Source organism: Streptomyces sp. NPDC048411 (assembly GCF_040704695.1).
Taxonomy (GTDB): Bacteria; Actinomycetota; Actinomycetes; order Streptomycetales; family Streptomycetaceae; genus Streptomyces.
In genome coordinates, this window is sequence record NZ_JBEZKL010000157.1 from 1 (window position 1) to 16,336 (window position 16,336).

The 16,336-nt window shown below is 69.9% G+C and carries 14 protein-coding genes; 11 read left to right on the top strand and 3 right to left on the bottom strand.

Going from position 1 to position 16,336, the window contains the following annotated elements:
• Window positions 1-252 precede the first annotated feature (252 nt).
• The 9 genes from AB0915_RS33945 (at window position 253) to pssA (ending at window position 10,326) form a co-directional block, all read left to right on the top strand.
• Window positions 253-1,068, top strand: a complete 816-nt coding sequence (locus AB0915_RS33945; protein WP_366694719.1) for a TetR family transcriptional regulator — start codon at window positions 253-255, stop codon at window positions 1,066-1,068.
• 292 nt (window positions 1,069-1,360) lie between these two features.
• Complete coding sequence (locus AB0915_RS33950) at window positions 1,361-2,158, top strand: GNAT family N-acetyltransferase (protein WP_366694720.1); 798 nt, start codon at window positions 1,361-1,363, stop codon at window positions 2,156-2,158.
• Between the two features lie 392 nt (window positions 2,159-2,550).
• Window positions 2,551-3,888 (top strand): crotonyl-CoA carboxylase/reductase, encoded by a 1,338-nt coding sequence (ccrA, locus tag AB0915_RS33955; RefSeq protein WP_366694721.1) that lies wholly within the window; start codon window positions 2,551-2,553, stop codon window positions 3,886-3,888.
• Window position 3,889: 1 nt separating this feature from the next.
• Window positions 3,890-5,902, top strand: a complete 2,013-nt coding sequence (locus AB0915_RS33960) for a protein meaA (protein ID WP_366694722.1) — start codon at window positions 3,890-3,892, stop codon at window positions 5,900-5,902.
• On the top strand, window positions 5,899-6,918 hold the full coding sequence (locus AB0915_RS33965) for a CoA ester lyase (RefSeq protein ID WP_366694723.1): 1,020 nt from the start codon (window positions 5,899-5,901) through the stop codon (window positions 6,916-6,918). The genes AB0915_RS33960 and AB0915_RS33965 overlap by 4 nt, the downstream gene beginning before the upstream one ends.
• A 2-nt stretch (window positions 6,919-6,920) precedes the next feature.
• Window positions 6,921-7,448: a MaoC family dehydratase gene (locus AB0915_RS33970; protein ID WP_366694724.1), complete on the top strand. Its 528-nt coding sequence runs from the start codon at window positions 6,921-6,923 to the stop codon at window positions 7,446-7,448.
• 2 nt (window positions 7,449-7,450) lie between these two features.
• A complete protein-coding gene (locus AB0915_RS33975) occupies window positions 7,451-8,656 on the top strand; it encodes an acyl-CoA dehydrogenase family protein (RefSeq protein ID WP_366694725.1) in 1,206 nt (401 codons plus the stop codon).
• Between the two features lie 181 nt (window positions 8,657-8,837).
• A complete protein-coding gene (locus tag AB0915_RS33980) occupies window positions 8,838-9,485 on the top strand; it encodes a phosphatidylserine decarboxylase (RefSeq protein ID WP_366134641.1) in 648 nt (215 codons plus the stop codon).
• A 22-nt stretch (window positions 9,486-9,507) separates the two neighbouring features.
• Entirely contained in the window at window positions 9,508-10,326 is an 819-nt protein-coding gene (gene pssA, locus AB0915_RS33985; RefSeq protein ID WP_366694729.1) for a CDP-diacylglycerol--serine O-phosphatidyltransferase, read from the top strand.
• A 77-nt stretch (window positions 10,327-10,403) separates the two neighbouring features.
• Here the strand turns inward: pssA and AB0915_RS33990 are convergent, their stop codons facing one another.
• From AB0915_RS33990 to AB0915_RS34000, 3 genes are all read right to left on the bottom strand, one after another.
• On the bottom strand, window positions 10,404-12,833 hold the full coding sequence (locus tag AB0915_RS33990) for a SpoIIE family protein phosphatase (protein ID WP_366694730.1): 2,430 nt from the start codon (window positions 12,831-12,833) through the stop codon (window positions 10,404-10,406).
• A 197-nt stretch (window positions 12,834-13,030) separates the two neighbouring features.
• A complete protein-coding gene (locus tag AB0915_RS33995; RefSeq protein ID WP_366694726.1) occupies window positions 13,031-13,201 on the bottom strand; it encodes a hypothetical protein in 171 nt (56 codons plus the stop codon).
• Between the two features lie 146 nt (window positions 13,202-13,347).
• The gene (locus tag AB0915_RS34000) at window positions 13,348-14,484 is read right to left on the bottom strand and encodes a glycerate kinase (RefSeq protein ID WP_366694731.1); all 1,137 of its coding nucleotides are present in this window, start codon (window positions 14,482-14,484) and stop codon (window positions 13,348-13,350) included.
• A 151-nt stretch (window positions 14,485-14,635) separates the two neighbouring features.
• On the opposite strand from AB0915_RS34000, the gene AB0915_RS34005 reads away from it, so the two are divergent.
• Both AB0915_RS34005 and AB0915_RS34010 read left to right on the top strand, forming a co-directional pair.
• The gene (locus AB0915_RS34005) at window positions 14,636-15,130 is read left to right on the top strand and encodes an NUDIX hydrolase (RefSeq protein ID WP_366694727.1); all 495 of its coding nucleotides are present in this window, start codon (window positions 14,636-14,638) and stop codon (window positions 15,128-15,130) included.
• A gap of 371 nt (window positions 15,131-15,501) precedes the next feature.
• Window positions 15,502-16,245, top strand: coding sequence for a Sir2 family NAD-dependent protein deacetylase (locus tag AB0915_RS34010; RefSeq protein ID WP_366694728.1), 744 nt, complete (start codon window positions 15,502-15,504; stop codon window positions 16,243-16,245).
• The last annotated feature ends 91 nt before the right edge of the window (window positions 16,246-16,336 follow it).

Below are 16,336 nucleotides of genomic sequence, written 5' to 3' on the forward strand. Positions count from 1 at the left end.
TCGGCCGCCCCGCTAGGGGGGGGGGGGTCTCCCGCCATTTCGCGGGCGTTGCCCCCCGGGCCGGGCCCCCACGGGGGCCCGGGGCGCGGGCCGGGCGGTCGGCCCCGGCCGCCCCCCCCGGCGGCTCCCGGGCCGGGGGCCGGATGGGGAGGGCTGCTCGATCCGCTCGCGCAGCCCCCGCCGTGGGACGTACGGCCGGGCGGACCGCCCCCGCAGGCGCGCTCTCCCGCACTGATGCAGTACGTTCACACCATGTCCCAGCCCGCCAGGTCCCCCCGTGTCTCCGCCGCGCCCGACGCTCCGGAGAGTGCCGCAGGAACGCGCGCCGCCGCCCAGCGGCTCAAAATGCGCCGCGAACTGGCCGCCGCGGCGATGGAGCTCTTCGCCACGAAGGGGTACGAGGCGACGACGGTCGACGAGATCGCGGGCGCCGCGGGTGTCGCCCGGCGGACCTTTTTCCGGCACTTCCGCTCCAAGGAAGAGGCGATCTTCCCCGACCACGACGACACTCTCGTCCGTGCCGAGGCCGTCCTCAATGCCGCCCCCGCGCACGAGCACCCGCTCGACACCGTCTGCCGCGGCATCAAAGAAGTCATGAAGATGTACGCGGCCAAGCCCGCAGTCTCGGTGGCCCGCTACAAGCTGACCCGTGAGGTCCCCACGCTGCGGGAGGCCGAGATCGCCTCGGTGGCCCGTTACGAGCGGCTGTTCACGCGCTATCTGCTGGGCCACTTCGACGAGCACGACCACCATGTCGGCAACGACGACCCGCTGCTGGCGGAGGTCGCGGCATCGGCCGTCGTCACCGCGCACAACCATGTGCTGCGCCGCTGGCTGCGGGCGGGTGGGCAGGGCGACGTGGAGGCCCAGCTCGACCACGCCTTCGCGATTGTCCGGGACACGTTCGGGACGGGCATCGGGGCCGGGCGCGTCGCCGGGGCCGAATCGACGCCGGCGCCCGCCGCGTCGGTGAGCACCGAGGGCGAGGTGCTCGTCGCGGTGGCACGGACGGACGCACCGCTCGACGAAGTGATGCGCACGATCCAGCAGGCGCTCAAGGACCGCTGAGCGGGGGCCTGCCGGCCGGCCGCCCCACCGTCGCCGGACGGGCTGGTGCCGTGCCCGGCAATGTGTGCCCCATGAGGAGCGTCGTCCAGTGCGTGCGATCGCAAGGCGGAGGGCCGCCCCGATACTGGGCGTGTCGGGGCGGGCCCGACAATGCGGCGAGCGTGCGGGCCAGGCGTCGCCAGGCCGGCGGGACTTTCGAAACACGCCCTAGCAGCCGAGCCCGTCCGGCGTTCGCGCGTCCGGGCGGTGAAACCCGGTTGCCGCGCCCGTACCGTCGTGTTCCGGTGGGCGGATGACTCATGATCGCGACCTCCTGCTGACTCTCTTCGACCGCGAGTTGCGCGAGCACGCCCGCCCCGACGGGCCCGGCGTCCGCGTCGAGCGCACCGCCGATGTCGTACGGCAGGCCGGGTCGGCCGACGACTGGAACGGTGTCGTCTGGTCGGCCCCAGGTCTGGACGCCGTACGGGCGGATGCGGCCATCGCCGAGCAGGTGGAGCACTTCACGGCGCTCGGCCACGACGAGTTCGAGTGGAAGCTGTACGCGCACGACCGGCCGGCCGACCTGGGGCAGCGGCTGGTGGACGCCGGCTTCGTCGCGGAGCCGCCGGAGACCCTCCTGGTCGCCCCGGTGGCGGACGTCCCGGCGGCCGTGGAGCTCCCCGAGGGGGTCACGCTGCGCACGGTGTCGGATGCGGCCGGCGTGGAGCTGATGGCCGCGGCCCACGAGCGGGCGTTCGGCTCGGACGGGTCCCGGCTGCGGCACCAGGTGCTGGCGCGGCTGGCCGAGGCCCCGGACAGCTTCGTCGGGGTGCTGGCCATGGCGGGCGACGAACCGGTGAGCTCGGCCCGGATGGAGCTGCACCCGGGCACCGGCTTTGCGGGGCTCTGGGGCGGCGGGACCGTGGAGCCGTGGCGCGGAAGGGGTATCTACCGGGCACTGATCGCCTACCGTGCCCGGATCGCCGCCGAGCATGGCTTTCGCTATCTGCAGGTCGACGCGACCGACCTGAGCAGGCCGATCCTCCTGCGGCTCGGTTTCCGGGCTCTGTCCACCACCACGCCGTATGTGTACCGGCGCCCGGCCTGACCGGACACAGAGGGACAGAACGACGCGAAACAGCCTCGTTGCTGCTCATGCGTGTCCAGCGGATGACAACTGAGAGAAATTGTTGGCACCGAGTGCCTTGCCAGGTGTCACGCAGTGCCATACGTTGAAGTTGTCCGGGCGGCCGGCGTGCAGGGACCTCACGTACGCCGGCTGTCCCCGCAGGCCATGTGCCTGCGCGCCCGGGCGCCTGCGTCACAGGCAATCCCTTCTGCTCCACCAGAGCAAGCCGAAGCTTTACCAGCCGAACCGACGGCAGCACCTCCACACCGCACCGCACCCCCGTTGGCAGGGACTCTCAAGCGTCCCTCGACGCAGTTCCCCAAGCTCTCGGCTCCGCTCGAGCAGGGGAGACCCCATCCCGGAGGCACACCGTGAAGGAAATCCTGGACGCGATCCAATCGCAGGACAGCACCGCCGCAGATTTCGCGGCCCTGTCCATCCCTGAGTCGTACCGCGCGGTGACCGTGCACAAGGACGAGACGGAGATGTTCGCCGGGCTCGCCACCCGCGACAAGGACCCCCGCAAGTCGCTGCACCTCGACGAGGTGCCGGTTCCGGAGCTCGGGCCCGGTGAGGCACTGGTCGCCGTCATGGCCAGCTCGGTGAACTACAACTCCGTCTGGACCTCGATCTTCGAGCCGCTCTCCACCTTCGGGTTCCTGGAGCGCTACGGAAAGCTCAGCGAGCTCACCAAGCGCCACGACCTGCCGTACCACGTCATCGGCTCCGACCTGGCGGGCGTCGTCCTGCGCACCGGCCCCGGCGTCAACGCCTGGCACCCCGGCGACGAGGTCGTCGCGCACTGCCTCTCGGTCGAACTGGAGTCCTCGGACGGCCACAACGACACGATGCTCGACCCCGAGCAGCGGATCTGGGGCTTCGAGACCAACTTCGGCGGCCTCGCCGAGATCGCGCTCGTCAAGTCCAACCAGCTGATGCCGAAGCCGCAGCACCTCAGCTGGGAGGAGGCCGCGGCTCCGGGCCTGGTCAACTCCACCGCGTACCGCCAGCTCGTCTCGCGCAACGGCGCCGGCATGAAGCAGGGCGACAACGTGCTGATCTGGGGCGCCAGCGGCGGACTCGGTTCATACGCCACGCAGTTCGCGCTGGCCGGTGGCGCCAACCCGATCTGTGTCGTCTCCAGCGAGCAGAAGGCGGACATCTGCCGGAAGATGGGCGCAGAGGCGATCATCGACCGCAACGCCGAGGGCTACAAATTCTGGAAGGACGAGCACAACCAGGACCCGCGCGAGTGGAAGCGGTTCGGCAAGCGCATTCGTGAGCTGACCGGCGGCGAGGACGTCGACATCGTCTTCGAGCACCCGGGCCGCGAGACGTTCGGCGCCTCGGTGTACGTGACCCGCAAGGGCGGCACGATCGTCACCTGCGCCTCGACCTCGGGCTACAACCACGAGTACGACAACCGCTACCTGTGGATGTCGCTGAAGAAGATCGTGGGCTCGCACTTCGCCAACTACCGCGAGGCGTGGGAGGCCAACCGGCTGGTCGCCAAGGGCAAGATCCACCCCACGCTGTCGAAGGTCTACTCCCTGGAGGAGACCGGCCAGGCCGCGTACGACGTGCACCGCAACCTGCACCAGGGCAAGGTCGGCGTCCTGGCGCTTTCCCCGCGCGAGGGTCTGGGTGTGCGCAACGAGGAGCTGCGCGAGCAGCACATCAACGCCATCAACCGCTTCAGGAACGCCTGACGTGGCCGGGCGTCAGAAGGACCGCCCGTGGCTGATGCGGACGTACGCCGGTCACTCGACCGCCGAGGCGTCCAACGAGCTCTACCGGCGCAACCTCGCCAAGGGCCAGACGGGTCTGTCGGTCGCCTTCGACCTGCCGACCCAGACGGGTTACGACCCCGACCACATCCTCGCCCGCGGCGAGGTCGGCCGGGTCGGCGTGCCCGTCTCGCACCTCGGCGACATGCGGCGGCTGTTCCAGGACATACCGCTGGAACGGATGAACACCTCGATGACGATCAACGCCACCGCGATGTGGCTGCTGGCGCTCTATCAGGTGGTCGCCGAGGAGCAGGGCGCCGACGCCACGAAGCTCCAGGGCACCACGCAGAACGACATCGTCAAGGAGTACCTCTCGCGCGGGACGCATGTCTTCCCGCCCGGTCCCTCGCTGCGGCTGACCACCGACATGATCACGTACACGGTCAACCACATCCCGAAGTGGAACCCGATCAACATCTGCAGCTACCACCTGCAGGAGGCGGGTGCCACTCCGGTCCAGGAGATCGCGTATGCCATGTCGACGGCCATTGCGGTCCTGGACGCCGTGCGCGACTCGGGCCAGGTACCGGAGGAGAAGTTCGGCGATGTGGTCGCCCGCATCTCCTTCTTCGTGAACGCCGGCGTCCGCTTCATCGAGGAGATGTGCAAGATGCGCGCCTTCGGCCGCATCTGGGACCAGGTCACCCGCGAGCGGTACGGCATCACCGACGCCAAGCAGCGCCGGTTCCGCTACGGCGTCCAGGTCAACTCGCTTGGACTGACCGAGGCGCAGCCGGAGAACAACGTCCAGCGCATCGTCCTGGAGATGCTGGCCGTGACCCTCTCCAAGGACGCCCGCGCCCGGGCCGTGCAGTTGCCCGCCTGGAACGAGGCGCTGGGGCTCCCCCGGCCCTGGGACCAGCAGTGGTCGCTCCGCATCCAGCAGGTCCTCGCGCACGAGAGCGATCTGCTGGAGTACGAGGACATCTTCGCCGGATCGCATGTGATCGAGGCCAAGGTCGACTCCCTGGTCACCGAGTCCCTCGCGGAGATCGACCGGATCCAGCAGATGGGCGGCGCGATGGCGGCCGTCGAGTCCGGCTATCTGAAGTCGGAGCTGGTCTCCTCACACGCGCGGCGGCGGGCCCGGATCGAGGGCGGCGAGGAGAAGATCGTCGGCGTCAACATCTACGAGACGACCGAGCCGAACCCGCTCACGACGGACCTCGACGGCGCGATCATGACGGTCGACCCCGCCAATGAGGCGAGAGTGGTCGCGGCGCTCCACGAGTGGCGCGACCACCGTGACGAAGCGCGCGCCTCCGAGGCCCTCGCGGCCCTGAAGAAGGCCGCGGCCGGCACCGAGAACATGATGGAAGCGACCGTGGAGTGCGCCCGCGCGGGTGTCACCACCGGCGAGTGGTCGTGGGCGCTGCGCGATGTGTTCGGCGAGTTCCGGGCCCCGACGGGTGTCTCGTCCGCCCCGGTCGCCGTCACCGCGGAGGCCGGCACGCCGCTCGCACTCGTACGGGAGAAGGTCGCCCGCACCGCCGAGGACCTCGGCGCCGGACGGCTGCGGCTGCTGGTCGGGAAGCCGGGCCTGGACGGTCACTCCAACGGCGCCGAGCAGATCGCCGTACGGGCCCGTGACGCCGGGTTCGAGGTCGTCTACCAGGGGATCAGGCTGACCCCCGAGCAGATCGTCTCGGCGGCGCTCGCCGAGGACGTGCACTGCGTCGGGCTGTCGATCCTGTCCGGCTCGCACGCCGCGCTGGTGCCGGACGTGCTGAACCGGTTGCGCAAGGCCGGCGCGAACGACATCCCGGTGATCGCGGGCGGGATCATTCCGCCCGCCGACGCCGTCGTGCTGATCGAGGCGGGTGTCGCCGCCGTTTTCACCCCGAAGGACTTCGGTATCACGGAGATCATCGGCCGTATCGTCGACGAGATCCGGAAAGCGAACAAGCTCGACCCTCTGGAGGTCCCCGCATGACCCAGCCCGCCCACCCGTCTCCCGCCACCACCCTTCCGGGGAGCGGCTCCAGCGCGCACCTCCCGAACCGCCTGCGTCCCCGCCGCTCGTGTCTGGCCGTGCCCGGCTCGAACCCGCGGTTCCTGGAGAAGGCCCAGGGCCTCCCCGCCGACCAGGTCTTCCTGGACCTCGAGGACGCCTGTGCTCCGCTCGCCAAGGAGGGCGCCCGGCACCACATCGTCGACGCGCTGAACAATGGCGACTGGACGGGCAAGACCCGGGTCGTCCGCGTCAACGACTGGACGACGCACTGGACGTACCGCGATGTGATCACGGTCGTCGAGGGCGCGGGCCAGAACCTCGACTGCATCATGCTGCCGAAGGTGCAGGACGCCCAGCAGGTCGTCGCGCTCGACCTCCTGCTGACCCAGATCGAGAAGACGATGGGCTTCGAGGTCGGGAAGATCGGCATCGAGGCGCAGATCGAGAACGCCAAGGGCCTGGTGAACATCGACGACATCGCCGCCGCCTCGCCGCGCCTGGAGACGCTGATCTTCGGCCCGGCCGACTTCATGGCGTCGATCAACATGAAGACCCTGGTCGTCGGTCAGCAGCCGCCCGGCTACGGCGCGGACGCGTACCACTACATCCTGATGCGCATTCTGATGGCGGCCCGTACGCACGACCTCCAGGCGATCGACGGCCCCTTCCTGCAGATCCGTGACGTGGACGCGTACCGCGAGGTCGCGGGCCGTGCGGCGGCGCTGGGCTTCGACGGCAAGTGGGTGCTGCACCCCGGTCAGGTCGACGCGGCCAACGAGGTGTTCTCGCCTTCGCAGGAGGACTACGACCACGCCGAGCTGATCCTCGACGCATACGAGTGGTGCACCTCGGAAGAGGGCGGCAAGAAGGGTTCGGCGATGCTCGGCGACGAGATGATCGACGAGGCCAGCCGGAAGATGGCGCTCGTCATCGCGGGCAAGGGCCGCGCGGCCGGTATGCAGCGCACCTCCAAGTTCGAAGCGCCGGAGGCCTGATCATGCAGTTCGGACGTACCTATGAGGAATTCGAGGTCGGTGCGGTGTACAAGCACTGGCCCGGAAAGACGGTCACCGAGTACGACGACCATCTTTTCTGCCTCCTGACCATGAATCATCACCCGCTGCACATGGACAGCAACTACGCGGAGAAGACGACCGATTTCGGCAAGAACGTTGTAGTCGGCAACTACATCTACTCGTTGCTTCTCGGCATGTCCGTGCCGGACGTCTCCGGAAAGGCGATCGCCAACCTGGAGGTCGAGTCGCTGAAGCATGTCGCGCCGACCTTCCACGGCGACACGATCTACGGCGAGACGACCGTTCTCGACAAGACTCCGTCAAAGTCCAAGAGCGACCGCGGGATCGTTCACGTGGAGACCAGGGGCTACAAGCAGGACGGGACGCTCGTCTGCGTGTTCCGCCGCAAGGTGATGGTCCCCACCGAGACGTACATCAAGGAGCGTGGCGGCGAGCAGCCCGGCCGCCCGGAGCTGAACCAGCCTTCGCAGAAGAACGTGGAGAAGTAGCCATGACGCGACTCGCCCAGACCGCCGGCCTGACCGACATCCAGCAGGAAATCCTCTCCACGGTCCGAGATTTCGTCGACAAGGAGATCATTCCTGTCGCGACCCGGCTGGAGCACCGTGACGAGTACCCGACGGAGATCGTCGAGGGGCTCAAGGAACTCGGCCTGTTCGGGCTGATGATTCCCGAGGAGTACGGGGGTCTGGGTGAGTCGCTTCTCACATACGCGCTCTGCGTGGAGGAAATCGCCCGCGGCTGGATGAGCGTGTCGGGAATCATCAACACGCACTTCATCGTGGCGTACATGCTCAAGCAGCACGGCACCCAGGAGCAGAAGGACACGTTCCTGCCCCGAATGGCGCTGGGCGAGGTCCGGGGCGCGTTCTCGATGTCCGAGCCGGCCCTGGGCTCCGACGTCTCCGCGATCACCTCCAAGGGCGTCAGGGAGGGCGACGAGTACGTCCTGAACGGCCAGAAGATGTGGCTGACGAACGGCGGCACGTCCTCGCTCGTCGCCGTACTGTGCCGGAGTGACGAAGGCCACCCCGAGGGCACGGCCCCGCACAAGTCGATGACGACCTTCCTGGTCGAGAAGGAACCGGGCTTCGGCGAGGTCCGGCCGGGGCTCACCATCCCCGGAAAGATCGACAAGATGGGCTACAAGGGCGTCGACACGACCGAACTCATCATGGACGGACTGCGCATTCCGGCCAATCGCGTACTCGGCGGCACCACCGGCCGCGGGTTTTACCAAATGATGGACGGCGTCGAAGTCGGCCGGGTAAATGTGGCCGCGCGTGGTTGCGGTGTCGCACAGCGTGCATTCGAGCTGGGTGTTTCCTACGCTCAGCAGCGCCACACCTTTGGAAAGCCGATCGCGCAGCACCAGGCCATCCAGTTCAAACTGGCCGAAATGGCCACCAAAGTCGAAGCCGCCCATGCGATGATGGTCAATGCTGCACGCAAAAAGGACTCCGGGGAACGAAACGACCTGGAGGCAGGGATGGCGAAGTACCTTGCCTCCGAGTACTGCAAGGAAGTCGTCGAGGACGCCTTCCGCATCCACGGCGGCTACGGCTTCTCCAAGGAGTACGAGATCGAGCGCCTCTACCGGGAGGCCCCGATGCTGCTGATCGGTGAAGGTACCGCCGAGATCCAGAAAATGATCATTGGGCGCCGACTCCTCGAGGAGTACCGATTCCAGGGCTGATTGTCCCCTTCAAGGCGATTTGGCCGCGAAGAAGATCACACCCTGTCAACCTTTGCCGGTGCCTTCAAGCCGTCCGACTCGGCTGCTGGCTTGCCCAGTTGCGGCCCGCAACCGATAACATCGCCGGAAAAGCCGCCGTCCCCCGTTGCCCGCGCGGCCTCATCCGCTACGAAGGTCATCCATGCCCGACAGCCAAACCTCTGCACCACGCGGCGGAGTCCGCCTTGCGCGCGGAGCTTCGCCGTGGCTCCTGCCGACCGTCGCCACCGCGGCCCTCAGCATCGCCCGGGCCCGCAGGTCCGGACGCTGGGCCGCGGTGGCCGTGCCCACCACCGCCCTGGCGGCGGGCATGCTGTGGTTCTTCCGCGACCCCGAGCGCGAGATCACCCAGGGCCGGGTCATCTCTCCGGCCGACGGTGTGGTGCAGAGCATCATGCCGTGGAAGGACGGACGCACCCGCGTCGCGATCTTCATGAGTCCGCTGAATGTCCATGTCAACCGTGCGCCGCTGGCCGGCACCGTGACGTCGGTCGAGCACATCCCCGGTGGGTTCGTGCCGGCGTTCAACAAGGAGAGCGAGAACAACGAGCGCGTTGTCTGGCACTTCGACACGGAGCTCGGCGACATCGAGATGGTGCAGATCGCGGGTGCGGTCGCCCGCCGCATCGTCCCGTACCTCCCGCAGGGCACGAAGGTCGAGCAGGGCGAGCGCATCGGTCTGATCCGCTTCGGCTCCCGGGTCGACATCTACCTTCCGGAGGGTGTCGAGGTCGCGGTCGAGGTCGGCCAGGCCACCACCGCGGGGGTGACTCGAATTGACCGTGATTGATCCCGACACGCAGGCCGGCTGGGTGCCGGAGAGCGAGTGCGAGGACGGCGTCGAGGACATGCCGCTCTCCATGCGGCTGTCAATAGCGGACACCCTTACTCTCGGTAACGCCACGTGCGGTTTCATGGCGGTGTACTTCACCACCACGGGAATCCTCATCCCCCACCTCACGGGCAGCGACGAGAGCGGCATGGCCCGGCACTCCGCGGCCACCGCCGTGATCCTGATGCTCCTCGCCGCGGTCTTCGACCTCTTTGACGGGTTGGTGGCGCGCAAGCTCCGCTCCTCGCCGATGGGCGCGGAGCTGGACAACCTCTCGGACCTGATCAGCTTCGGGCTGGCCCCGGCGTACTTCGTGCTTGTGTACGGCATGGTCGCGGACGACGCATACCAGCGGGTGTCGGCGCTCGCGGCGATCGTCGTGCTGCTGGCCGTGGTGCTGAGACTGGCCAGATTCTCCTGCGTGACCATGAAGGACGGCATGTTCCAGGGCATGCCGAGCCCCTTCGGAGCGCTCACGGTCGTCTCGATCGTGCTCCTGGAGCTGCCCTTCGTACCGACGCTCATCGCGATCATCGGAGTGGCCTGGCTGATGGTCAGCCGGGTTGAGTACCCGAAGCCGCGCGGAGTCCTCGCGGTGGCGATGCTCAGCTGGATCGTGGCCGCGATGGGTCTGCTCGCCGCGTGGGCGTTCGATGCCCCCGGCGGTCAACTGCTCCTGCAGACCGGCTGCGCGCTGCAGGTGGTCCTGGGAGCGGTCATCCCGCTCTTCGCGACGGCGCGGCGGGTGAACACCTTCCGCGGCAACCGCCGCGAGGCCCGGGCGACTCAGCTGCCCTAGCGATACAGAACGAGACGTACGAGGGCCCGGGTGCTTCCCCAGCACCCGGGCCCTCTCGCATGTCCGGTCGGGACCCGCTACGCGTCCTGCGCGCCGGCCCAGCGGGCGGCGAGCAGGACGGCGATGTCGTCGGGGCGGTCGGGCTCCCGTCTCGCCTCCCTGATCACCAGGTCCGCCATGCCGGCGAGGGACGGCACGTCGGCTGCCTCGATGATGCCGCGCAGCCGCTCGACTCCGTCGTCGATATCGGCCCCCGCCTGCTCGACCAGTCCGTCGGTGTACAGCGCCAGGATCGCGCCCGGGGGCAGCCACAGGCTGCTGACGGGGTAGGTGGCTTCGGGGGTGACGCCGAGCACCACTCCGCCGGGGAGTTCCAGGACCTCGGTCGTGCCGTCGGGGTGGCGAAGCAGGGGTTGCGGGTGCCCGGCCCGGACGAGCTGCGTCCGACCGGTGGCGAGGTCGAGGACGATGTAGCAGCAGCTGGCGATCTGACCCGGGTCGAGGTCGATGAGCAGCCGGTTGGTGCCGCACATCACTTCCTGCGGGTCGTGCCCGCTGAGCGCGAAGGCGCGTACGGCGCTGCGCAGCTGGCCCATCGTCGCCGCGGCGGCGACACCGTGCCCCTGGACATCCCCGATGACCAGGGCCAGCCCCCGGTCGGTCTCGATGACGTCGTACCAGTCGCCGCCGATGTCCATGCCCTGGGTGCCGGGGAGGTACCGGCCCGCGGTGTCGACCTGGTCGAGAACGGGCAGCCGTTGCGGCAGCAGGGCGTTCTGCAGGCCGCGGGCCACGGCGAACTCGGTGTCGTACCGCTGGGCTCGTTTGAGGGCGTGGGCGATGAGTCCGGCGAGCGCGGTGAGAACCGTGCGTTCCTCGGGGCTGAAGCCGCGTGGCTGGTCGAAGCCGAGGATGCAGGAGCCGACGGGCCGCCCGGAAGCGATGAGCGGCAGGAAGGCGCGGGCGCCGACGCTCGAGCCCAGGGGAATGTCGGGGTAGGCGGAGGCCAGGCGCTGCATGGATTCGAAGAAGATGGGGCGGCCGGAGGTGAGCGTCTCGACGCCGGGCAGATGGGCGTCGAGCCCGACGCCGTCGAAGCGGTTCAGGAAGCCGTGCGGGAAGCCGGTCTCCCAGGCCAGGTAGAGGTGGCGTTCACGCAGCAGGTAGATCGCCAGCTGCCTGCCGCCGAACGCGGGGAGCAGCTCCCGGGTGACCACCGCGGACACCTGGCGGGCGGTGACGGCCTCCGTCAGCGCGATCGCGAGAGCGACCGGACGGTACACCCCGGCCGCGACCTCCGCCGGGGAACCCAGGCCCTCAGTCGATGCGACGGAGTCGCCCGGCGGGAAGGAGGGCTCTTCCGTGGCGGAGAGTGTGGCGGTCACGCCATCGTGGCCCGGGTACAGGGACACCGCCAGCCAGTCCCGCTCGGTGCGGCGCGCGAGGAAGTGCACAGGTTCGTGGGACAGCAATGCGGCCCGGTGGTGGTCCTCGTAGGCGGGATGCCCGAACCACGGCAGGGCCTCCCACAGGAGGCTTCCGACCAGCTCGGCCCGCTGCCGGCCGAGCAGCTCCTCCGCCAGCTGGTTGACGTAGGTGATCCGTCCGAGCCGGTCGAGCGAGAAGATGCCGTGCGGGAGCCGGTCGGCGGCCTCGGCGATGACCGGTCCGGCCCCGAGGTCCACCAGGAATCCGGTCAGCGTCCCGGCCGCGCTGCTGCGCGGCGGCTGGGCCCAGCGGCTGGAGAGTTCCAGCAGGTTGGTCCGGCCGTCGGGGCCGCGCAACCGCATCCTGCGTACGAGCGGTCCGCTCGCCGCCCGGCGGGCAAGGGTCCACAGTCCGTACACGTCCTCCGGTGCCAGCAGTGCCATCAGGGCGTCGATGGTGCCCGGGAACCGCGCGGACTCGGTGCCGAGGATCCCGCACAGCTCCGCGTCGGCGTCGACGGCACCGGTTTCGGGGTCCCAGTCGAAGTGCCCGATCCGTACCGGTGGCACGGTGACGGAGGGCAGCTGCACGGGGACCGGCTCGCCGTCCCATACGACCTTGGTGCCTCCGGCCGCCAGTCCGGCGAGCTCCGCGCCGAGCCGATGGGCGATGTCGCGGAGCACGCGCCGGTCGGCGTGCGAGACGGGTTCGCCGGGGGTGGCCGGGCGCAGCACCGCGAGGACGCCGAACTTCTCCCGGCCGCCGAAGACGGGCACGTACAGCGAACCGAACGGGAACGGCATGCCCGCCATCAGCTGCGGGAACCGGCGCATGCCCTCCTCGACGTCGGCGAGGTGGACGGGCTTGCCCGAGCGGTACGCCTCGGCCACGGGGAAGGGCCGATTCACATGCATGCGCCACCAGGGGCGGAACAGCTGGGTCGGCAGCCCGGCGAGCACGGAGAGGCGCAGCAGCTCGGGGTCACAGGAGCACAGATATATGCCGCCGGCATACCCACCGGCGGACTCGATCGCGCTCACTGCGGCCTGCGCGAGCACCAGGGACAATTCGTCCGGCACCCCGCCGCCGCTCGCCCTCCCCGGCACCACCACGTTCTCGGGTGGAGCGTACGGGGGCAGGCCGTACGAGGTCACACAGCCAGGATGCGCCCCGGCCCGCCCGCGGCGCACCTCGGTGCCCCGGGCGGGAAGGTCGCGCGAGGCGTGGGCCGCCGGACGGGTGGGGCATCTGTCCGGCGGCCGGCGACGCTACTTCTTCAGCGTGTACGAGGTGGCTGCCGCTGCCGCCTCGGCGGGCGGACCGCCTTCGGGCCGCCGGGCGTACTGGCGTCCGACTTCATGATCACGCTCTCCCGGGTGGACGGCGACGTCGGGTCCGCGAGGTTGTGCGGCATCCCGAAGTCCTTCCCGAACGCCGTGCTGGTCATCAGGGCCTTGTCGACGCCCGGAGAGCGGGGGCGAGGGAGAGCGTGGGCGGGGCGAGCGGTGGGGCGGGGGGACGGATCCGGAACGGGCGGCCTCGGGCGCCCCGCCCCGCTCGGGGCCTCACCCCGCCCGATCAGCCCGACTCACCTCAGCTCGACAGGGGCTCTGCTCCCGACAGGAAGTCGCGCGCGATCCCCTCCGCCACCCGCTCCAGCAGTTGCCCCGCCTGCGCCATGCACACAGCGGGGTCCGGCTCCAGGTCCGTGAGGGCGTAGGCGCGCCGGATGCCCGCACGTCCCAGCGCCTCCGGGGGCAGCGCGAGGCGGCCGCAGACCGCCACCACCTCCAGGCCCGCCGCGCGAGCCGCCGCCGCGACGCCCGCCGGAGCCTTGCCGTGCAGGGTCTGCTCGTCGAGAGAGCCCTCCCCCGTGATCACCAGCGTGGCGCGGGCCAGCGCCGGGGCGAAGCCGAGGACGTCGAGCATGACCTCGATGCCGGGGCGGAACCGGGCGCCGAGAGCGACGAGCGCCCCGTAACCGATACCGCCTGCCGCACCCGCCCCGGGCAGTCTCGCGTGGTCCGGGCCGAGGACGGACGCGTAGCGGGTGAGTGCCGCGTCGAGGGTCGCGATGTCGTCCTCAGTCGCGCCCTTCTGCCGCCCGTAGACCGCCGGGGCGCCTTTCGGGCCGGTCAGCGGGTTGTCCACGTCGCTGGCGAGGATCAGGTCCACGTCGGCCAGCCGCGGGTCGAGACCGGTCAGATCCGCCGCGGCCAGCTCCGCGAGGCCACCGCCTCCGGGGCCCACGGGCTTGCCGTCCGCGTCCAGGAAGCGGGCGCCGAGTGCGGCGAGCATGCCCGCGCCGCCGTCCGTGGTGGCACTGCCGCCGACCCCGAACACAATGGTCCGGGCGCCCGCGTCCAGCGCCGCGGCCAGCAGCTCGCCGGAGCCGTACGTCGTGGCCGTCAGGGGGGCGAACACCCCCGCCGGAAGATGCTGAAGGCCGGAGGCCTCGGCCATCTCCACCACCGCGGTGGTGCCCCGCAGGGCGTACGCCGCGGTCACGGTCTCCCCGCGCGGCCCGGTCACCTGCGCCTCGCGCCGCTCGAATCCGGCGGCCACCGCCGCCGCCACCGTGCCGTCGCCGCCGTCCGCCACGGGCAGGGTCTCGACCTGCACCTGGGGTACGACGCGCCGCAGCCCGGCCGTCACCCGCTCCGCGACCTGTACCGCCGTGAGCGATCCCTTGAACTTGTCCGCCGCGACGAGTACGCGGGCGGTCTCCATCACTGCTCCGTCCGTCACCTTGCATCCCTTGCTTTCGAACAGGCAGTCGCGCCGCCCCGACCCTATCCGGAGCACCGGCCCTCTGCCCATGGGTGTCCGGGCCCTGGACCTGCGGAACGGCGGACATGCCGGCCCCCATTACGCTGCGCACGTGACCACCACTGACTACGCCACGTACATCGCAGGACTGCCCAAGGTGCTGGCCGCCGCGGCAACCGTCTTCCAGGACGGGGAAGGACGAGTGCTGCTCGTCGAACCGAACTACCGGGACGGCTGGGCCCTGCCCGGTGGAACGATCGAGTCCGACGAGGGCGAGACCCCGCGGCAGGCCGCACGCCGCGAAACGGTCGAGGAGATCGGCCTCGATCTGGAGCCGGGAAGGCTGCTGGCGATCGACTGGGCACGCAGCCCCGAGCGTCCTCCGATCGCCGCCTACCTGTACGACGGCGGGGTCCTGGACGAGGCACAGTTGACGGCGATCCGGCTGCAGGAGGAAGAGCTGCTCTCCTGGAAGCTGGTGGAGCGCGGCGCACTCGACCGGTATCTGCCCGGTCCCCTCGGACACCGGGTCCGGGCGGCGCTGGAGGTCCTCGATTCCGGAGCGGGCGCCGTGGAGCTGGAGGACGGCAGGCCCGTCGCCTCCTGACCTCCCGACTCACGGTCATTCATCCCGTATCGGCATCGTGTGCCTCTGCGTCCCGCTGTTCCGACAGGTCGTCACCGTGATCGTCCGTAAGGAAGTTGTCGGCACCACGGGAAGCGCGGCGCAGATCAGGTCCCGGCTCCGGCCTCGCATGCGGCTTCCGTGCCCGCTGCCGCTCCCGGCGGACGGCGGCGCCCGGCAGTCCGGTCATGTCCAGGCCATGGGGCGGCTGCGTTCGGTCCCGGTCCGGCGACCGGCGCGGCAAGCGGGGTACGCACTGCCGCCGTCGCCAGCACACGGCAGTGTGACGACCGGACCCAGCACCGGCCGATATCACCTCGCGGGCGGCAGCCGCCGCTGCGTACGCTCGCCGTATGACTCTCGTCGCGATCCTCAGCGGCGCCGGAATCTCCACGGATTCCGGCATCCCCGACTACCGCGGGCCGAACGGGCTCTGGCGGAAGGACCCAGAGGCCGAGAAGCTCGTCACGTACGACTTCTACATGGCCGATCCGGAGATCCGCCGCCGCTCCTGGCAGATGCGCCGCACCAGTGCGACCTGGAACGCGGAGCCGAACGCAGCTCACCGGGCCGTGGCAGACCTGGAGCGGTCCGGTGTCCCGGTGCGGGTGATCACGCAGAACGTCGACGGGCTGCATCAGCTGGCCGGTGTCTCCGCCCGCAAGGTCCTCGAACTGCACGGCACCGCACGCGAGGTGGTCTGCACCCGCTGCCATACCCGTTCGCCGATGGCCGAGGCGCTGAAGAGGGTCGAGGCGGGCGAGGAGGACCCGGCGTGCACGGTCTGCGGCGGCATCCTGAAGTCGGCGACCGTCATGTTCGGCGAGCGGCTCGACCCAGTGGTATTGGGCGAGGCGATGTCGATCGCGAAGGCGTGCGAGGTGTTCATCGCGGTCGGTACGACGCTGCAGGTACAGCCCGCCGCGTCGCTGGCCGGGATCGCGGCGGAGCACGGGGCGCGGCTGATCGTGGTGAACGCCGAGCCGACGCCGTACGACGAAATGGCGCAGGAGACGATCCGCGAGCCCATCGGGACCGCGCTGCCGTCGCTGCTCGCGCGGCTGTCCGCCGAGGCAGCCACGGGGAACGGCGCCTAGTACTCCAGCTGTAGATCGTGATCTTCATCGTTGTTGGGTGGCCCGCCGTTCGTAGTGGCAGGTCCGGGATCGGGCTTGATGGCGTCGTCGC